This is a genomic window from Scopulibacillus cellulosilyticus (genome assembly GCF_042665295.1).
Lineage (GTDB): Bacteria > Bacillota > Bacilli > Bacillales > Sporolactobacillaceae > Scopulibacillus_A > Scopulibacillus_A cellulosilyticus.
In genome coordinates this window covers 1-15267 of sequence record NZ_JBHTCO010000017.1, presented here as the reverse complement: position 1 = coordinate 15267, position 15267 = coordinate 1, and the positions used below count along the sequence as shown (strand labels likewise).

The following is a 15267-nucleotide window of genomic DNA, read 5'->3' as shown; positions in this document are numbered from 1 at the left end:
TAAAGACTTAAATAACCCGTATTCGACTTAAAATTATTTATATTATAAGGGTTACATCATATATTAACCAAAAAAGCGCACCGCCAATTAAGTCTTACTCATCACCTTAGGCAATAACAAAACGCAGAGTTACCTTTTTCATAGATTAGTATAATCATTCATATGAAAAGGCGGTTCTGCGTTTAATTTATTGGACTTATAACTATTCTTCAAAAAAATTAATAATTGATAAAGAAACATAATTTATATAACGGGAAACTATAAATAAGAGACAAGCTAAATAAAGAGTTATTTAACTTTCTCTAATCCTTTGTTCTGATCGGAGAACGCCGATTGCTTCATCATTGTACGAAACGCATTTAGAAATTCCGCGTGGTCCGAATCTTGACTATCAGGTATTACAGCAGGATCCCTGTGAATTTCTGAATCACTGATAGATTGATTTCTATCCAACCTTTGGTGTTCCCTTTGAAACTCTATAAGAGCCCGTCGATAATCCTTGTCTCTCATTAGTTGATGATCGTCATGCTCTTGACGCTTTGTTTGAAATTCGATGAGGGCCTGCCGGTAATCTGCATCTCTCATTATAGGCTCGCTCATTTGCTGTGAAACCAAAGCGTCATTTTTAAAAATAAAAGCCGGTTGCTGATTCAGTTCGTTTGTTATCTCCTTACCGTCTACCGTCTGCGGTGCTAAAACAACCTCTTGCACGGTATCCTCTGATGGCCTTGTTTTGCGAATGAAAAAGGAAAGAATTAAGGCAATGGCTGCCAAGAAAGCGGCAATCAGAAAAGCATCGTTAATTCCCATGACAGTTGCCTTTTTCATCGCTGCGGCCATCTGTACCTTTGCAGTCGGAAGAATGTGTTTGTCTGTTACAATCTGATGCATGTGGGTTGCCGTCCTTGTTGACATGACCGTTACTAAAAGCGCCATGCCGACAGCACCCGCAATCATGCGGAAAGTGTTGAGCATTGCGGTGCCGTATCGATTTAGGCTCATTGGCAACTCATTCAAACCGGCGGTCATGATCGGCATCATCATGATTGCCATACCGAAAGAACGAACCGTGTAAACTATCAACACGTACATATAACTTGTATCCGTATGAAGCCTTGATAATTCAAAAGTGGTGAAAACCATAATGGCCAAACCGGCTACAGAGAGCCATCGTGCGCCAATTTTATCAAATAGTTTACCAGTGATTGGCGACATAATTGCCATTAGAATACCGCCCGGTAAATACATTAATCCTGACATAAATGGCGAAATCATTAGGATGTTCTGTATAAAGATTGGGGTCAAAATCATGCCTGCGTATAGAGCCATTGTGACGATGACATTGATAATAGTTGTCAATGTAAACATTGGGTAACGGAAAATACGAAATTCCAATATAGCATGCGGAACAGCCAATTGCCGCCAAACAAACAATCCTAGACAAATGCCTCCGATGGTCAACATAGAGATGACGTAAGTGCTTCCCCATCCTTTGGAGCCCGCAATGCTAAATCCATATAACACGCCGCCAAAGCCTACAGTGGAAAGAATGACACCCAACATGTCCAGTTTCGGACGCTTGGTTTTAGTCACATTTTTCAATACGAAGATAGCAACGATAACATCGATAATCGCAATTGGTAAGATAATGAAAAATAGTACTCTCCAAGAATATGTTTGAACAATCCATCCAGATAAGGTGGGACCGATAGCCGGAGCAAAGTTTAGAGCAATTCCGAATATCCCCATCGCCATTCCTCGCTTATTGATGGGGAATAATGTAAAAATGATATTGGTCACCAAAGGCATCAGAATACCGGCACCTGCAGCCTGTACCACTCGCCCAATTAAAATGATGGTAAAGTTTGGCCCGATACCGCAAATGAGTGTCCCTATTGTGAAAAGTCCCATTGATGTAATATAAAGTTGCCGTGTGGTGAACCGATCCATCAAAAATGCGGTAATCGGAATCACAACGCCATTGACCAACATGTAAATGGTGGTCATCCAGTCCGCGGTTGTTGCTGAAATATGAAGATGATCCATCATTTGCGGAAGTGCAACATTAACGAGCGTCTGATTTAAAAACGCTATGAATGCACCGGCAATCATTACACTAAAAATCGGGGCGACGCGAACGTTCCCCGATGCTGCCTGGGTATTCGTCATTTGTAGATTTCTCCTCCAAAGTAAGTATTTCAATTTCCCCATGGACCTTTAAAAAGACATCAGGTGAGGAAAATACATTCATTAATACCATTCTAACTGATTAGACTAATTTTATCAGTAAATTAATTTTCTAACCTTTCTGGTTCAGACATATCTCCATCGGCTCCTTTAATAGTCCATTGAAGCCGCCTTTCTTATTGACGTCGTTTTAAGAGATTGCTTACTTTGCCAAGGGAGTTCACAAAATTTGCAAAAGTTACTTTTTCAAATTAAAAACCGCATGTCCTATTGTTAAATAGTCATGCGGATAATTTTTAAACCCTTTTCTTAGCGTTAACGATTTTATAATAAGAATTAACCGTCAGAAAATAGTACAAGATGTAAATGACTGTATAAACACCCATACTTACAATGACCGGCACTATAATATTTTGCCCCATCAATTTAGATAATGCCGTTAATGCAAAAGCACTGTGGAGTATGCCAATGACTAAAGGCAATGCAAAAATAAATAACATTTGTTTTGCAATAGAGCCTTTTATTTCTTTATTAGAGACGCCGATTTTCCTTAAGATATTGTAACGCTCTTTATCGGCCGTTGCTTCGGTCAATTGTTTGAAATAGATAATGCTTCCGGTTGCCAATAAGAATACAAGCCCCAAGAATGCCCCCATGAAAATCATCATCCCCGAAGCGGACATTGTCATCTCAAATTGCTTATAAAAATCACTAAACATGGCTTTTTCAGGTAAAATACTTGCTAGTTTCTTTGACAATTGACTTGCATGCGCTGCGTCGCTGACATTTATTTCTTTAATGTTTTCTACATGATTAGCTTTAGATAACAGATTGAACAATTGATCGTTAACAACAACGGTTAAACCCCCAACCTCATAATTTAATACATTATACTTTTTAAATCCAATAAATCTTATCGTCTCTTTTTTTGGTTTTGAATTGAGGATGGCATTTTCACCTTGATATTTAGGTGATAAGCTTGGGTTATATTGATTATCCAATGCAATAGCTTCATTTTTCACTAGATGAATGCCGTCTTCTTTTCCTAGCATACCGGCCAGCTTATTAAAATCAGTTTGCGATATTAATGTCAGCCGCTCCTGATCCATAAAGTATTGAGAAGGAGGATTTTTCATTTTAGGCAAACCTGCTTTGAGCTTTAGTACAGGAACCGTAACCCGATCAATTGCCTTATGATCCTTGGATTGAGCTAATACATTGTTAACTTTTTGATCCAAATGAGCACCTTGTGAGAGATAAGCGTAGCTAAACGGATATAATGTATTAAGTCTTTTTTGATTACCATAATACGTACTGTAGCTTGTTCCAAAGGCGCAAAGTGTAATTGCACTCAAAATCGCAATAACTGTTAGTACACGGGCATTCCCTTTAATTCTATATAAAAGCTGGGACGTTCCGATAATATTAATCCCATTATAATAATGGTTCTTATTTTTCTTTGATAATTTAAGCAAATAAATAGTCAATGAACGGAAAAATAAGAATGTACCAATAATGACAGTTATCAAAATGAGAAATACACCGAGAAAAAAGTTACTCCAAAAACTCGAAGTCATACTCTGCAAAGCTAACCAGTACCCAAACCCGATCAACACAATCGCCAGCACTGCTGCAATGAGCGAAGCTTTTGGCGCCGACTCTCCTTTTTTCTCCGCCTGGAAAAGATCAATCAATTTAAATCGGTATATTAAACGATAACCTTCCATGGAAGTAATGAAAATAATAATGGCAAAGACAATAACCGTCTCAATAATCGCCTTTCCAGAAATCATAAAGTAAACGTCAATCGTTGCCCCCATCAGCTTCATAAGCAGCATGACAAAGAACTTTGAAAGCAGCGCGCCGAGTGCAACTCCGATGATAAGCGCTAAAATACCCATTACGAAATTCTCATAAAAAAGCATTAAGCCAATCTGTCTCTTTCTTACACCAAGCAGCGAGTATAACCCGACTTCCTTTTTACGTTTTCGTGTAAAAAAGGCGTTGGAATACCAGATAAAAATAGCAACAAAAATGATCAGTGCGACAGATGCAGCCTTAAAAGCTCCGTCAACTTTCAGCGTTGTTGCTTTGACGACTTGATCGTTGTATTGCAAAGAAACAAAGGTGAAAAAGATCACAATACTGAAGATCATAGACACAAAGTATAGAAAGTAGTTATAAAAATTTCTTTTAATATTTTTCCTGGCAATGCTAAATAAGGTCACCTTTTCCACCTCCCAAGGCGGACAAAATATCCAAGATTTTTTGGAAGTAGTCTTTGCGTGAAGTCTCACCTTTCACGAGCTCTGTAAAAATGACGCCGTCTTTAATAAATAACACCCTTCTGCAAAAGCTTGCGGCAAATGCATCGTGAGTAACCATCATAATGGTAGCTTTATCTTTTTCATTTAACTGTGCAAGGCTTTGCAATAAGGCGGTAGCTGATTTTGAGTCCAATGCTCCCGTCGGTTCATCGGCAAATATCAAGCTTGGATTTGCGATAATCGCCCGGGAAGCAGCCGCTCTTTGCTTTTGCCCTCCAGACACCTGGTATGGAAATTTATTTAAAATTTCTTCAATACCAAACTTGGCGGCGATCTCTTTCACCCGCTTATCTATTTCTTTGGCTTTGACTTTTGAAAGCGCCAAGGGCAATACAATATTTTCCTCTATTGTCAATGTATCTAGTAAATTGTAATCTTGAAAAATAAAACCCAATTTTTCTCTTCTAAAGGATGTTAACTGTTCCTCTTTCATTTTGACAATATCGTTGCCATCGATGAGAATCTCACCCGAAGTTGCCTGATCAATTGTCGATAAAATATTTAACAAAGTTGTTTTGCCAGATCCGGACGGACCCATTATTCCGACAAATTCCCCTTCTTTAATTTGCAAATTTATATCTTTTAACGCTGTAACGATATTTCCTTTTTGGCCGTAAACTTTTTTTACGTTTCCTGCTTCCAGCATAGCTTTCATTATTTTCCTTCCTCCTGAATCCTTTAATTTAAAAAGATTATCGCAGCTGAATATCTTCTAATCAGTTTCTCAAATCTTAACGGTCAATCACTACGATATTTATTCTAATTCAAGGGATACATTGGAACCATTTCTTTTCCTTACAATCAGGGTCGGTAACCTTACATTTTTGTAGGGTTAGTAAAGCCTCGCCTGAAATCCTTCTTTGCAGCTTTGCGGGCGAGACGCGGCAACACTTGGTCTTCACCGCAGGAGGACACACCTCCTGTATAAGTCTCTGATGCCGGGTGACATTATATTCCCAATGTACAACAAAGGCCGGGGACCAGTGTATAAACTTCGGTCCCCGGCCTGTATCTATTTTTTTGCAACTTGATAAAAGTCCAAAACTTTAGGAAAGTGAATGATAACCTGTGTTCCTGTCCCTTCCTTTGACTGAATCGATATTTTATGGCCAAGCTTTTCAGCAAGTTTTTTTGAAAGATACAGCCCCATTCCTGTTGCGTTAGTATTCTTGCGTCCAGTCTTCCCCGTAAATCCTTTCTCAAACACTCTATCGATATCCCTTGAAGAAATGCCAATGCCGTTATCCTCAATCATCAAGGTTGTTTCAGTGTCACTTTCATCGCCAATAAAACGTATACGTCCCTTGCTTTCTGTGTATTTTATCGCATTGGATAACATTTGATCTATCATAAATGTCAGCCACTTTTTATCGCTAAGAACATCTTTGTCAAGGTTATCCATTTCCACACTGATTTTTTTATTAATAAACCATTTGGAGTGCTTTTTAATACTATCCACAACAATGGATTTTAATTTAACATCTTTAATAAAATAGTCTTGATTAAAGGCATCAATTCTTGAATAATAAAGCGCCTGCTCAACAAAATTATCAATCTTAACCAATTCATCCTCAAGCTTGTTAAGAATATCTTCCTTAGTTTTGCTTTCACTGTTATGAATCGTCAGTTTGCTTGCGGCAATCGGGGTTTTAATTTCATGAACCCAAGACATCATAAAATCCTGGTTCTCCCGTTTTTCATCATAAAGCTTTTCAATTCGCTTAAGCTGTGTTTTCTGGATATGACTGATCAACCGGTAATAAATTTCTTGCTCTTTTGTTTGCGGTTCGGGTAAAACGATATCCAGATTATTTTGTTCACTGCCTTCAATTGTCTCTTTTACTTCAACATAATACTTTTTTCGAACAAAATAATCCCCCGCTATATAAATAGCAAAAAAGATAAAAGCAACAATGTTAATATATAGAATATTACCTTTAGACATTCTTTGAGTATTGCTTAAAAATACGAATACAGAAATAAATACCATCAGTATGATATAAAACAAAATGAGAAACCGTTTGTCTTTTATATAATCGATCAATCTCATGTAATGATATACCCTTGGCCTTTCTTTGTTTTAATAAAATCCGTTTTGCCGAGTCCGGCTAATTTTTTTCTCAGCCTGACAACATTAACGGTTAATGTATTATCGTCAACGAAACTTTCATCTTCCCAAAGGCTCCTCATGATTTTTTCTCTTGAAACAACATTGCCTTGATTCTTCATCAATATATAAATAATTTTTTGCTCATTTTTCGTAAGCTCAGCTTTTTTATCCTGAAAAAGAATATGACTGTCCTTAAGATTAAGAACGAGACCATCATGCTCAATAACATAGTATCTGTATTTGTATAAGAATAAGTCCTTCTGAGAATTGCATTAATTTTGGCCATAAGAACATCCATATCAAAAGGCTTTTGAATGTAATCGTCCCCGCCCATATTCATGGCCATAATTATATCCATACCGGTATCCCGGGATGACAAGAAAATAATCGGCACATTGGACACTTCTCTAATCTTCTGGCACCAGTGAAAACCGTCAAATGCAGGCAAGTTGATATCCAAAAGGACAAGTTCCGGCTTATTTTCAATAAATAATGACAAAACGTCTTCAAATTGTTCAACATAAAAAGCATCAAATCCCCACCGCTTCATGTTCTCATAAACAATATCTCTAATCGTTTCATCATCCTCAACGATCATAATTTTTAACATAAGCACACTCCTTTTACCCTTCAAAAACCTATTATTTCAATATATCGATCACATTATAAAAGCATAGTTCACATTAGAGGAGAATAATATGTCATTAGTTCCCTTGAACGTATGTTTTCGATTGGCCATAAATGCTTAAATATCAGAATATAAAGTCTCCGCACCCTGCCTTCAAGCTTCAACCTCCAATATCTAGAATGGAAAGGAATGAGTAAGGCATGGTTCACAAACATCAAGTTCAACTGTCCCTTGAGCAAATGCTTTCCATTATTCGACACGGTTTAAATCAAACAGTTTCACCGAAGAAAGTCGTCATTATCGGCGCCGGTATATCGGGACTGGTAGCCGCTTCTTTACTTAAAGAGGCCGGCCACAGCGTTAAAATCTTAGAATCCACCGATCGAATCGGCGGGCGGGTTATGACTTATCGATCACCATTCAGCCGCGGACATTATCCCAACATGGGCGCTTTAAGAATACCGGAATCACATGTATTAGTTTTAGAATATATTAAAAGGTTTCATTTACCAACCAATTTATTTATTAATGCGACACCTGAAGATCTTATTTATGTAAACGGTATAAAAACACGGGTAAAACAATATGAACAAAATCCCGATATTCTTCAATATCCAGTATCTCCTCATGAAAAGGGCAAAACCGCTGACTTATTGATATACGAAGCCTTAAAACCTATTACAGATTTTATTAACAAAAATCCTAACCGAAATTGGCCTATTATTCTTAAGCATTTTGATAAATATTCGATGCAATCTTTTTTAAAATATGCGCCTCATCCTCCCGGAATAAGCTTTTCACAAGGCGCTATAGAGATGATTGGTGTCCTTTTGGACCTAGAAGGATTACTCGAACAAGCTTTTATCCATTCAATGAGAGATGTGATGATTTTTTTAAGTCCTTCATCGCGTTTATATCAAACGATTCTGCCAATAGAGCGCTTTTTTGAAATTACCGGAGGCAATGATTTGCTTCCAAAGGCATTTCTCCCTGAGTTAAAAGACAACGTTTTATTTAATCATCGCGTTGTTAACATTACCCAGCAACATGACGGTGTTACTGTCAATTCAAAGCAAGGTTCTGAAAATAAAAGCTTTACAGGGGACAGGTGCATTGTTACGATTCCCTTTCCAGCTTTGCGCTTCATTGATATTCAACCTTATCATTCTATATCACATATAAAGCGAAGGGCTATAAGAGAACTTCATTATATGAATGCTTCCAAGGTTGCGATTGAATTTAAAAGCAGGTTCTGGGAAAAAGAAGGCTTATACGGCGGGAAGACAGTCACTGATTTGCCAATACGCTTTGTCTATTATCCAAGTAACGGGATTGGAAGTTCCGGTCCAGCCGTCATTATTGCCAGTTATACATGGGGTGATGATGCATCACCATGGATAGCATTTTCAAATGAAGAACGTGTTTATCACGCTTTAAACAATTTAGCTTCTATTCACGGGAATGTCGTCTATAAAGAATTTGTCACTGGTATATCAAAGAGCTGGCTTCTGGATAAAAATTCTTGCGGCGGTTTTACTTTTTTCAAGCCGGAACAACAAACAGAATTACTGCCTTATATGACAATACCGGAAGGAAGAATTCACTTTGCCGGCGAACAAACATCATCAGATCCTAATTGGATCGAAGGCGCAATAGAATCCGGCATCCGGACTGCGTTTGAGATTCATCATGCGGCTAAATGAATAAGATTTAGCCGCCATAACTCAATCATGCAGTTTGGCGGCCAACTATTAAACAACTAATTAGTTTTTTCAAGCAACAAACGATAATTTTCTTCATCAAAGCAAACAAAAAGAACCTTATTAATCTTGCTTTGCTTATGTTCATTTAAGTAGGATGACACTTCTTCTGCAGAAATATCTGCCGCTAACGGTTTCGGAAAATGATAAACACCTGTACTGATATTTGGGAATGCAATTGTTTCAACATGATATTGATCAGCAAGCTGCAAAACATTTTGATAACAGTTTCTAAGTAACTGCGCCTCTTGGTGTTTTCCGCCTTGCCAAACGGGTCCGACAGTATGAATGACATATTTTGCATTAAGACGTCCCGCTGTTGTAATAACAGCTTCGCCCGTTGGACAGCCGCCTTGCTTTTCCCTAATCTTCTTGCATTCTTCCAGAATCTCACTGCCTCCTGCCCGGTGTATCGCCCCATCGACGCCCCCGCCGCCAAGTAATCCATTATTTGCCGCATTGACAATGGCATCGACGGTTACCCTGGTAATATCCCCTTGAACAACATGGATTTTTTCCGAAATAGCTGTCATTCGATCATCCCCTTTAGGCATAGTTTCTTATCTTCGATTTAAAATGTCAACAAAACAACAACATGATTACATCCCTTCCCAGCTTTATGACAAACTTTGTTAGAGCCCTTTTGGAAACCTTTGCGCAGGAGCCAAGCATTGCTTCTAGATCTGCTGCAAGCTGCGACAAGAGGCGGCAATGCTTCTTTTGAGTAAACCGCCGGCATTGGCGTACCATTTATTATAAATTATTCTTTCACTTGAAAACCTTTAGTTTTTTCTACAATGATTGACAGAATTTGATGTTTTCTTACATAATGGACATACAGTCAATAACTATTCACCCGCCTTAGTTAAGGAATAATCATTTCACTTACCTTATTGACTTAAAGACTATTTTTTCTGAAAGGGAGTGTGAGCTGTGAAAAAATATGTCTCGCTGATCCCAATCACTTTATTAATTTTTGCATTGGTAGGGTGTGGACAAACGGAGGATGTAAACGGCAGTGCAAATGGCGGAAATAAAAAGAAAGAAACAGTCAAAGAAGCATCTGCACTTAATGAGAATAAGGAACCCGAAACACCTTATGCCCCTGTTCCTCCGTCAAAAGATGCAAAGCCTCTAAAGGATTTCTCTGCAGACTCTAAGAAAGGAAAAGCATCATCAAAAGATCAAAATTCCAATCACAAAAGAAAAGTACCTTTAGGACAAACGCTGATGGCAGGTAAAAAGGACTTATCCAACGGCCCTCTTAAGAAATACAGGCTTGTTTCCTTTTATGGCACGCCTATCTCTAATAAAATGGGTGTCCTAGGTGAAAGTTCTCCAGAAGAGATGATGAAGAAACTTAAAAAACAGGCTCAAGCCTATTCTAATGCTGATCCATCCCGGCCGGCTGTTCCGACAATTGAGCTGATCGCTTCAGTTGCACAGCGGGATCCAGGACCAAAGAAACTTTATATCTCTCATACCTCAAAAGAAATCATTGAGCGTTACGCCAAACTTGCTAAAGATAACAAGGCATTATTAATCCTTGACGTTCAGCTTGGCCGAGACTCGATTATGAACGAAGTCAAGGAACTTGAACCTTATCTTAAGATGCCGAATGTCCATTTAGCCATAGATACCGAATTTCACGTCGGAAAAGGGCAGGTACCGGGCGAGGACCTCGGACATGTGAATGGCGCAAACATACAAAAAGCTATTAAATACATAAACAATCTTGTAAAAAAGGATAACTTGCCGGATAAGATTGTCATGGTACACGAATTTCAAAAAGGCATCATCAAAAATAAATCGCTTATAAAACCGACTAAACATGTTGAAGTCGTTCAGAACTCAGATGGTTTCGGGAGAGCCAAAGATAAGAAATATAAATACCATCAGCTGGTTACAGAACAAACGAACCAGTACGGAGGATTTAAGCTCTTCTATCATGAAGATCAGCCGCTTCTTTCTCCGAAACAGGTTTTACGGCTGGATCCATCACCAGCTGTTGTAAACTATCAATAAGAAGTAAAATTGAGATAAGAAAAAGGCAGGAAGTCATCATAATAGACTTCCTGCCTTTTTCATTTTATCATTCAATTTTTCTGCTGCTTTTTTAACATCCGTTTGCGAAAGAATGGCTGAAACTACAGCAACACCATCGACATTGCGATCAAGGAGTTCTTTTACATTATCTTGTGTAATCCCGCCGATAGCGACAACCGGAATTGATACTTTTTCTTTGATACGAGTGAGTTCATCAAGTTCAATCAGCGTCGCATCGCCTTTTGTTTTTGTTCGAAAGACTGAACCGACACCAAGATAATCTGCACCATCTTGTTCTGCTTTTACCGCTTCTTCAACAGTTGAACAGGAAACGCCTAAAATTTTATCCGGTCCGATAATTTCCCTGACAATACTTGCCGGAAGATCATCCTGCCCCACATGAATACCGTCAGCATCAAGAGCAAGAGCGATATCAACACGATCATTAATAATCAATGGAACATGGTAAGAAGCCGCCGTGTCCCTGAGTTCTTTTGCGAGCTCGTAAAACACTTTAGATGATTCATGCTTTGCCCTTAGCTGCAATAGGCTAATCCCGCCGTCAAGGGCTTCTTTTATCTTTTTCATATACTGATTGTGGTGCCCGGAATCATAGTTTTCCGTTACTAAATACACACGGTAGTCTACATTTTGATTAGCCATTGATACGTGCCCCTTTCTTAAGATCTTCAACAGTCAAGGTTGAGAACGCATCAAACAAACGGACTCTGAACATCCCCGTACCTTCATTTGCTCTTAAGTTTTGATGAGCCGTTTCACCGGCAAGTCCCATGGTTAAAATACCTGCCGCAGCGGCTTCGAACGGTTTATTATCCGTTCCTGCATAAACCCCGATCAATGAATTCGTCATACACCCGGTTCCTGTAAGCTTTGCAAGCATTGGATGGCCGTTTTGAATACGAACAGTATGCTCACCGTCTGATACGACATCAATCGCCCCTGTAATAGCAATTGTCGCTTTTAGCTCGCTGGCAAGTTTCTTGGCTAAAGCTTCAGCCCCTTCCATGCTGTCGCCTGAATCAACCCCTTGTCCGCTTGAAGGCAATCCGGCTAACGTTCTAATCTCAGACATATTCCCGCAAATAATAGAGCAATCAACATTAGCAAGAATTTTCTTCGCTGAGTCGCTGCGAAAAGCGGTTGCTCCAACACCAACAGGGTCAAAGATGACAGGAATCCCTTTTTCATTAGCTGCCTTTCCTGCCTTTAACATCGATTCGACAGTTTCTTCCGCCAAAGTGCCTATATTTATGACAAGAGAAGATGATTGCGCCGCCATCTCAGCCGCTTCGTTCGAGCTGTCCGCCATGACCGGGCGCCCTCCTAAAGCCAAGGTAGCATTTGCGCAGTCATTAATTGTTACACTATTAGTAATATGGTGGACGAGCGGTTGTTTATCTTTTATTTTATTAAAAAGTTCATAGATTTGATCCATAACAGAAGCCCCTCTCTTTAGTCAATAACGCTTGTCTCCGGAAACCATTGATATAAATGATTCGTCGGTCCAACGCCTTTGCCGATGGCTAATCCATGGTCAATTGCGCCTTCTATATAAGTCTTGGCTTTTAAAACAGCCTCTTCCAGTGTATGTCCGTTTGCGAGGTTGCCGGCGATGGCTGAAGACAGCGTGCATCCGGTTCCGTGAGTATTATTTTTGTTAATTCTTTTGCCGTTAAAATGCTTCCACGAGTTCCCGTCATAAAGAACATCCACCGGCTCGCCTTCTAAATGTCCGCCTTTAATAAGGACTGCCTTAGGTCCAAAGTTATAAATTTTTTCCGCTGCTTGTTCCATTTCTTGCAGGTCGGTAATAGATTGATCTATCAGGACACCTGCTTCTTTTAAATTCGGTGTAATCACTGTCGCTAAAGGCAGTAATTCTTCTATTAGCGCTTGTTTTGCTTCCGGCTTCAATAAATCATAACCGCTTTTAGAAACCATGACCGGATCAAGAACGATATATTCCGGCTGATAGATTTTAAGTTTATCGGCAATGATTTTAATAGATGCATTGTCTGATACCATGCCAATTTTCACGGCATGGACCGGGATATCGGTAAAAATTGCATCAATTTGTTTACCTATCATATCTGGAGAAATATCTTCAACAGCCAGCACACCCTGTGTATTTTGCGCTGTTACTGCGGCAATCACGCTCATTCCATAAACGCCGTGTGCTGAAAAAGTTTTTAAATCAGCTTGGATGCCGGCGCCGCCGCTGGAATCCGAACCTGCTATTGTTAAAACTGTTTTCATCATTTTCACCTCATTGGAAAGTATTTTGATATTGAACGATTTTTCTCTAAAGCGGTGAGCACAACCCAGGCAATCAAGCTGCCGCAAACAGTGCTCATTAAAAACGGTACGACGAAAAAGAAAGCTGCCACATTTTGCCCGAGAAGAAACTTGGCTATTGGAAAAGAAGCTATTGCTCCAATGATACCCGTTCCTAAGACTTCACCAAAAACAGCAAATATTTTCCTTTTTGTTATGACATACAATACACCGGCCAGACACGCACCGATCATACTGCCAGGAAAGGCTAACAATGAGCCCGTTCCGAGTAAATTTCTTAATAAAGAAATCATAAAGGCATTGACAACCGCATAACCGGGACCAAGAACAACCGCTGATAAGACATTAATAATGTGTTGGATGGGCGTTATTTTAGACATGCCGATCGGAATAAAGATCATATTGCTTGTCAATGTTCCGATGGCAATAAACAGTGCTGAAAACGTTAATTTACGAGCAGACACCGGCGACTGCCTCCTTCTTAACGCACTAGAGGAACTAATCAGGTGAAAAGATCGAAGTGTATTCCGAAGCTATGTAAAAAAGGCACAACTCCCAGAATAGGATTTGCGCCTTTTAATATACATACAAAGAACCGCGACTTCCCTACGCTGGCATGATCCAGATCAGGTTTCAAGGGTCTAAGACTTTGCAGGTCTTACTCTCAGCCGGCCTTATCCAGCTCCCCCAGTGCTATCATATATTTAATTATTTTCAGATTAAAAGTAACACATAAGCCCGCTCTTTTCAAGTAAAGGGGTCAGACCCCTTGAACTTGTGGATAACATGGATAATGTTAATAAGTCAAAATATTTGCATCTCTTGTGAATAGATTTAAAATAGTATTAATAAAGCATTCCTTGCATTCTACTTTTTTGAAAGGAAGTGAGTGTGTTATGGGGTTATTGCATCATGACATTACATTCTTAAATTTTGATGGCAGTTATGTTGTTCAAAATCAGTTGTGTCAAGACTTTCCTCATAACTGGATTGACTTATATGACATTAAACATACTAACCTTTATTGTGAACCAGATTCATTAAATCAAATTACAAACGCCATAAAGGATCGCACTGAAAAAGGGATTACTCTGATAGGCAACGGAAATTACCATTATGTCTCTTATGCCTTACTATCAGAAATCCAGGAACCTTTCACGTTAATACTTCTTGACCATCACACCGACTTAATGGAGGGATCAGCACCTTCGCTGTTATCATGCGGTTCATGGGTCTATCATGCCGCTTTAAACCTTCCCTTGCTGGAAAAAGCTATTATTATTGGTCCAAATACCTCCTTTCCCAGTCATCTGCCAACTCAACTCCGGCATAAGATTCATATTTTTTCAAGTGAACATTTACCGCTAACCGAGCTGCAAACCATTCTCTCACTCATTCAAACAGATACTGTTTATATCAGCATTGATAAAGACGTACTCGATTCAGCCTATGCTGAAACTAACTGGGATCAAGGACATATGACTCTGAAGGATTTGATTCGAATCATCACTTCAGTCGCCGCTTTTAAACATGTCGCCGGTATTGATATTTGCGGGGAATGGCCTGTGTCACCCGTGGATGCCTTTAATCCAAAGAACCAATCTATTATTCATAAAAATGAACAAGCCAATTATCAGATTTTAGATGCTTTAGTTCATTCGAAAATTTATGCTCATCACTGATTTTTAAATTCACAAAGACTACTATTTATTAATATATTTATTAAAATAATTATCCTGAACCTAAATTAAGTATAAATAACCATTAATCAAAACCACCCGTGAAAACGGGTGGTTTGCTCTGCGGCTGAAAGCCTCTGTTACTGGCCAGCCCTTCAAAGGGCACTGAAAGGTTCGCCAACCGCACTACTTTTCCGGCAACCCTAAAAGGGTC

The 15267-nt window shown here is 39.1% G+C and carries 12 protein-coding genes, 1 pseudogene and 1 riboswitch; of the genes and pseudogenes, 3 read left to right on the top strand and 10 right to left on the bottom strand.

Annotation, left to right across the window (positions count from 1 at the left end):
• Positions 1-288 precede the first annotated feature (288 nt).
• The 5 genes and pseudogenes from ACFQRG_RS13150 to ACFQRG_RS13130 form a co-directional block, all read right to left on the bottom strand.
• Positions 289-2169: a DHA2 family efflux MFS transporter permease subunit gene (locus tag ACFQRG_RS13150; protein ID WP_380966704.1), complete on the bottom strand. Its 1881-nt coding sequence runs from the start codon at positions 2167-2169 to the stop codon at positions 289-291.
• Between the two features lie 314 nt (positions 2170-2483).
• Complete coding sequence (locus ACFQRG_RS13145) at positions 2484-4415, bottom strand: FtsX-like permease family protein (protein WP_380966702.1); 1932 nt, start codon at positions 4413-4415, stop codon at positions 2484-2486.
• Positions 4402-5169: an ABC transporter ATP-binding protein gene (locus ACFQRG_RS13140; RefSeq protein ID WP_380966700.1), complete on the bottom strand. Its 768-nt coding sequence runs from the start codon at positions 5167-5169 to the stop codon at positions 4402-4404. The genes ACFQRG_RS13145 and ACFQRG_RS13140 overlap by 14 nt, the downstream gene beginning before the upstream one ends.
• A gap of 357 nt (positions 5170-5526) precedes the next feature.
• Positions 5527-6564, bottom strand: coding sequence for a sensor histidine kinase (locus ACFQRG_RS13135; protein ID WP_380966697.1), 1038 nt, complete (start codon positions 6562-6564; stop codon positions 5527-5529).
• A pseudogene (locus ACFQRG_RS13130) lies at positions 6561-7234 on the bottom strand (response regulator transcription factor). The gene ACFQRG_RS13135 and the pseudogene ACFQRG_RS13130 overlap by 4 nt, the downstream one beginning before the upstream one ends.
• 218 nt (positions 7235-7452) lie before the next feature.
• On the opposite strand from ACFQRG_RS13130, the gene ACFQRG_RS13125 reads away from it, so the two are divergent.
• Positions 7453-8955: a flavin monoamine oxidase family protein gene (locus tag ACFQRG_RS13125; RefSeq protein WP_380966695.1), complete on the top strand. Its 1503-nt coding sequence runs from the start codon at positions 7453-7455 to the stop codon at positions 8953-8955.
• A 56-nt stretch (positions 8956-9011) separates the two neighbouring features.
• Here the strand turns inward: ACFQRG_RS13125 and ACFQRG_RS13120 are convergent, their stop codons facing one another.
• Positions 9012-9545, bottom strand: coding sequence for an O-acetyl-ADP-ribose deacetylase (locus ACFQRG_RS13120; protein WP_380966693.1), 534 nt, complete (start codon positions 9543-9545; stop codon positions 9012-9014).
• Positions 9546-9945: 400 nt separating this feature from the next.
• Here ACFQRG_RS13120 and ACFQRG_RS13115 point away from each other — a divergent pair, with 400 nt between their 5' ends.
• Positions 9946-11037, top strand: a complete 1092-nt coding sequence (locus ACFQRG_RS13115; RefSeq protein WP_380966691.1) for a hypothetical protein — start codon at positions 9946-9948, stop codon at positions 11035-11037.
• A 36-nt stretch (positions 11038-11073) separates the two neighbouring features.
• On the opposite strand, the gene thiE is transcribed toward ACFQRG_RS13115, so the two are convergent.
• The 4 genes from thiE to thiW are packed head-to-tail and all read right to left on the bottom strand — an operon-like array spanning position 11074 to position 13838.
• Positions 11074-11721 carry a thiamine phosphate synthase gene (thiE, locus tag ACFQRG_RS13110; RefSeq protein ID WP_380966689.1) on the bottom strand — a complete coding sequence of 216 codons (648 nt, stop codon included), beginning with the start codon at positions 11719-11721 and terminating at the stop codon, positions 11074-11076.
• Complete coding sequence (thiM, locus tag ACFQRG_RS13105; protein ID WP_380966686.1) at positions 11714-12514, bottom strand: hydroxyethylthiazole kinase; 801 nt, start codon at positions 12512-12514, stop codon at positions 11714-11716. The genes thiE and thiM overlap by 8 nt, the downstream gene beginning before the upstream one ends.
• A 17-nt stretch (positions 12515-12531) precedes the next feature.
• The gene (gene thiD / locus ACFQRG_RS13100) at positions 12532-13338 is read right to left on the bottom strand and encodes a bifunctional hydroxymethylpyrimidine kinase/phosphomethylpyrimidine kinase (RefSeq protein ID WP_465270221.1); all 807 of its coding nucleotides are present in this window, start codon (positions 13336-13338) and stop codon (positions 12532-12534) included.
• Positions 13339-13340: 2 nt separating this feature from the next.
• Complete coding sequence (thiW, locus tag ACFQRG_RS13095; protein ID WP_380966684.1) at positions 13341-13838, bottom strand: energy coupling factor transporter S component ThiW; 498 nt, start codon at positions 13836-13838, stop codon at positions 13341-13343.
• Positions 13839-13959: 121 nt separating this feature from the next.
• Positions 13960-14073: riboswitch (TPP riboswitch) on the bottom strand.
• 197 nt (positions 14074-14270) lie between these two features.
• Here thiW and ACFQRG_RS13090 point away from each other — a divergent pair.
• Entirely contained in the window at positions 14271-15056 is a 786-nt protein-coding gene (locus tag ACFQRG_RS13090; RefSeq protein WP_380966682.1) for an arginase family protein, read from the top strand.
• Positions 15057-15267: the final 211 nt, after the last annotated feature.

What these genes read in the sequence shown, in the direction of transcription:
- ACFQRG_RS13150 (WP_380966704.1), bottom strand. Translation starts at nt 2,169, where the DNA reads ATGACGAATACCCAGGCAGCATCGGGGAACGTTCGCGTCGCCCCGATT.
- ACFQRG_RS13140 (WP_380966700.1), bottom strand. Translation starts at nt 5,169, where the DNA reads ATGAAAGCTATGCTGGAAGCAGGAAACGTAAAAAAAGTTTACGGCCAA.
- ACFQRG_RS13135 (WP_380966697.1), bottom strand. Translation starts at nt 6,564, where the DNA reads ATGAGATTGATCGATTATATAAAAGACAAACGGTTTCTCATTTTGTTT.
- ACFQRG_RS13125 (WP_380966695.1), top strand. Translation starts at nt 7,453, where the DNA reads ATGGTTCACAAACATCAAGTTCAACTGTCCCTTGAGCAAATGCTTTCC.
- ACFQRG_RS13120 (WP_380966693.1), bottom strand. Translation starts at nt 9,545, where the DNA reads ATGACAGCTATTTCGGAAAAAATCCATGTTGTTCAAGGGGATATTACC.
- thiE (WP_380966689.1), bottom strand. Translation starts at nt 11,721, where the DNA reads ATGGCTAATCAAAATGTAGACTACCGTGTGTATTTAGTAACGGAAAAC.
- thiM (WP_380966686.1), bottom strand. Translation starts at nt 12,514, where the DNA reads ATGGATCAAATCTATGAACTTTTTAATAAAATAAAAGATAAACAACCG.
- thiD (WP_465270221.1), bottom strand. Translation starts at nt 13,338, where the DNA reads ATGATGAAAACAGTTTTAACAATAGCAGGTTCGGATTCCAGCGGCGGC.
- ACFQRG_RS13090 (WP_380966682.1), top strand. Translation starts at nt 14,271, where the DNA reads ATGGGGTTATTGCATCATGACATTACATTCTTAAATTTTGATGGCAGT.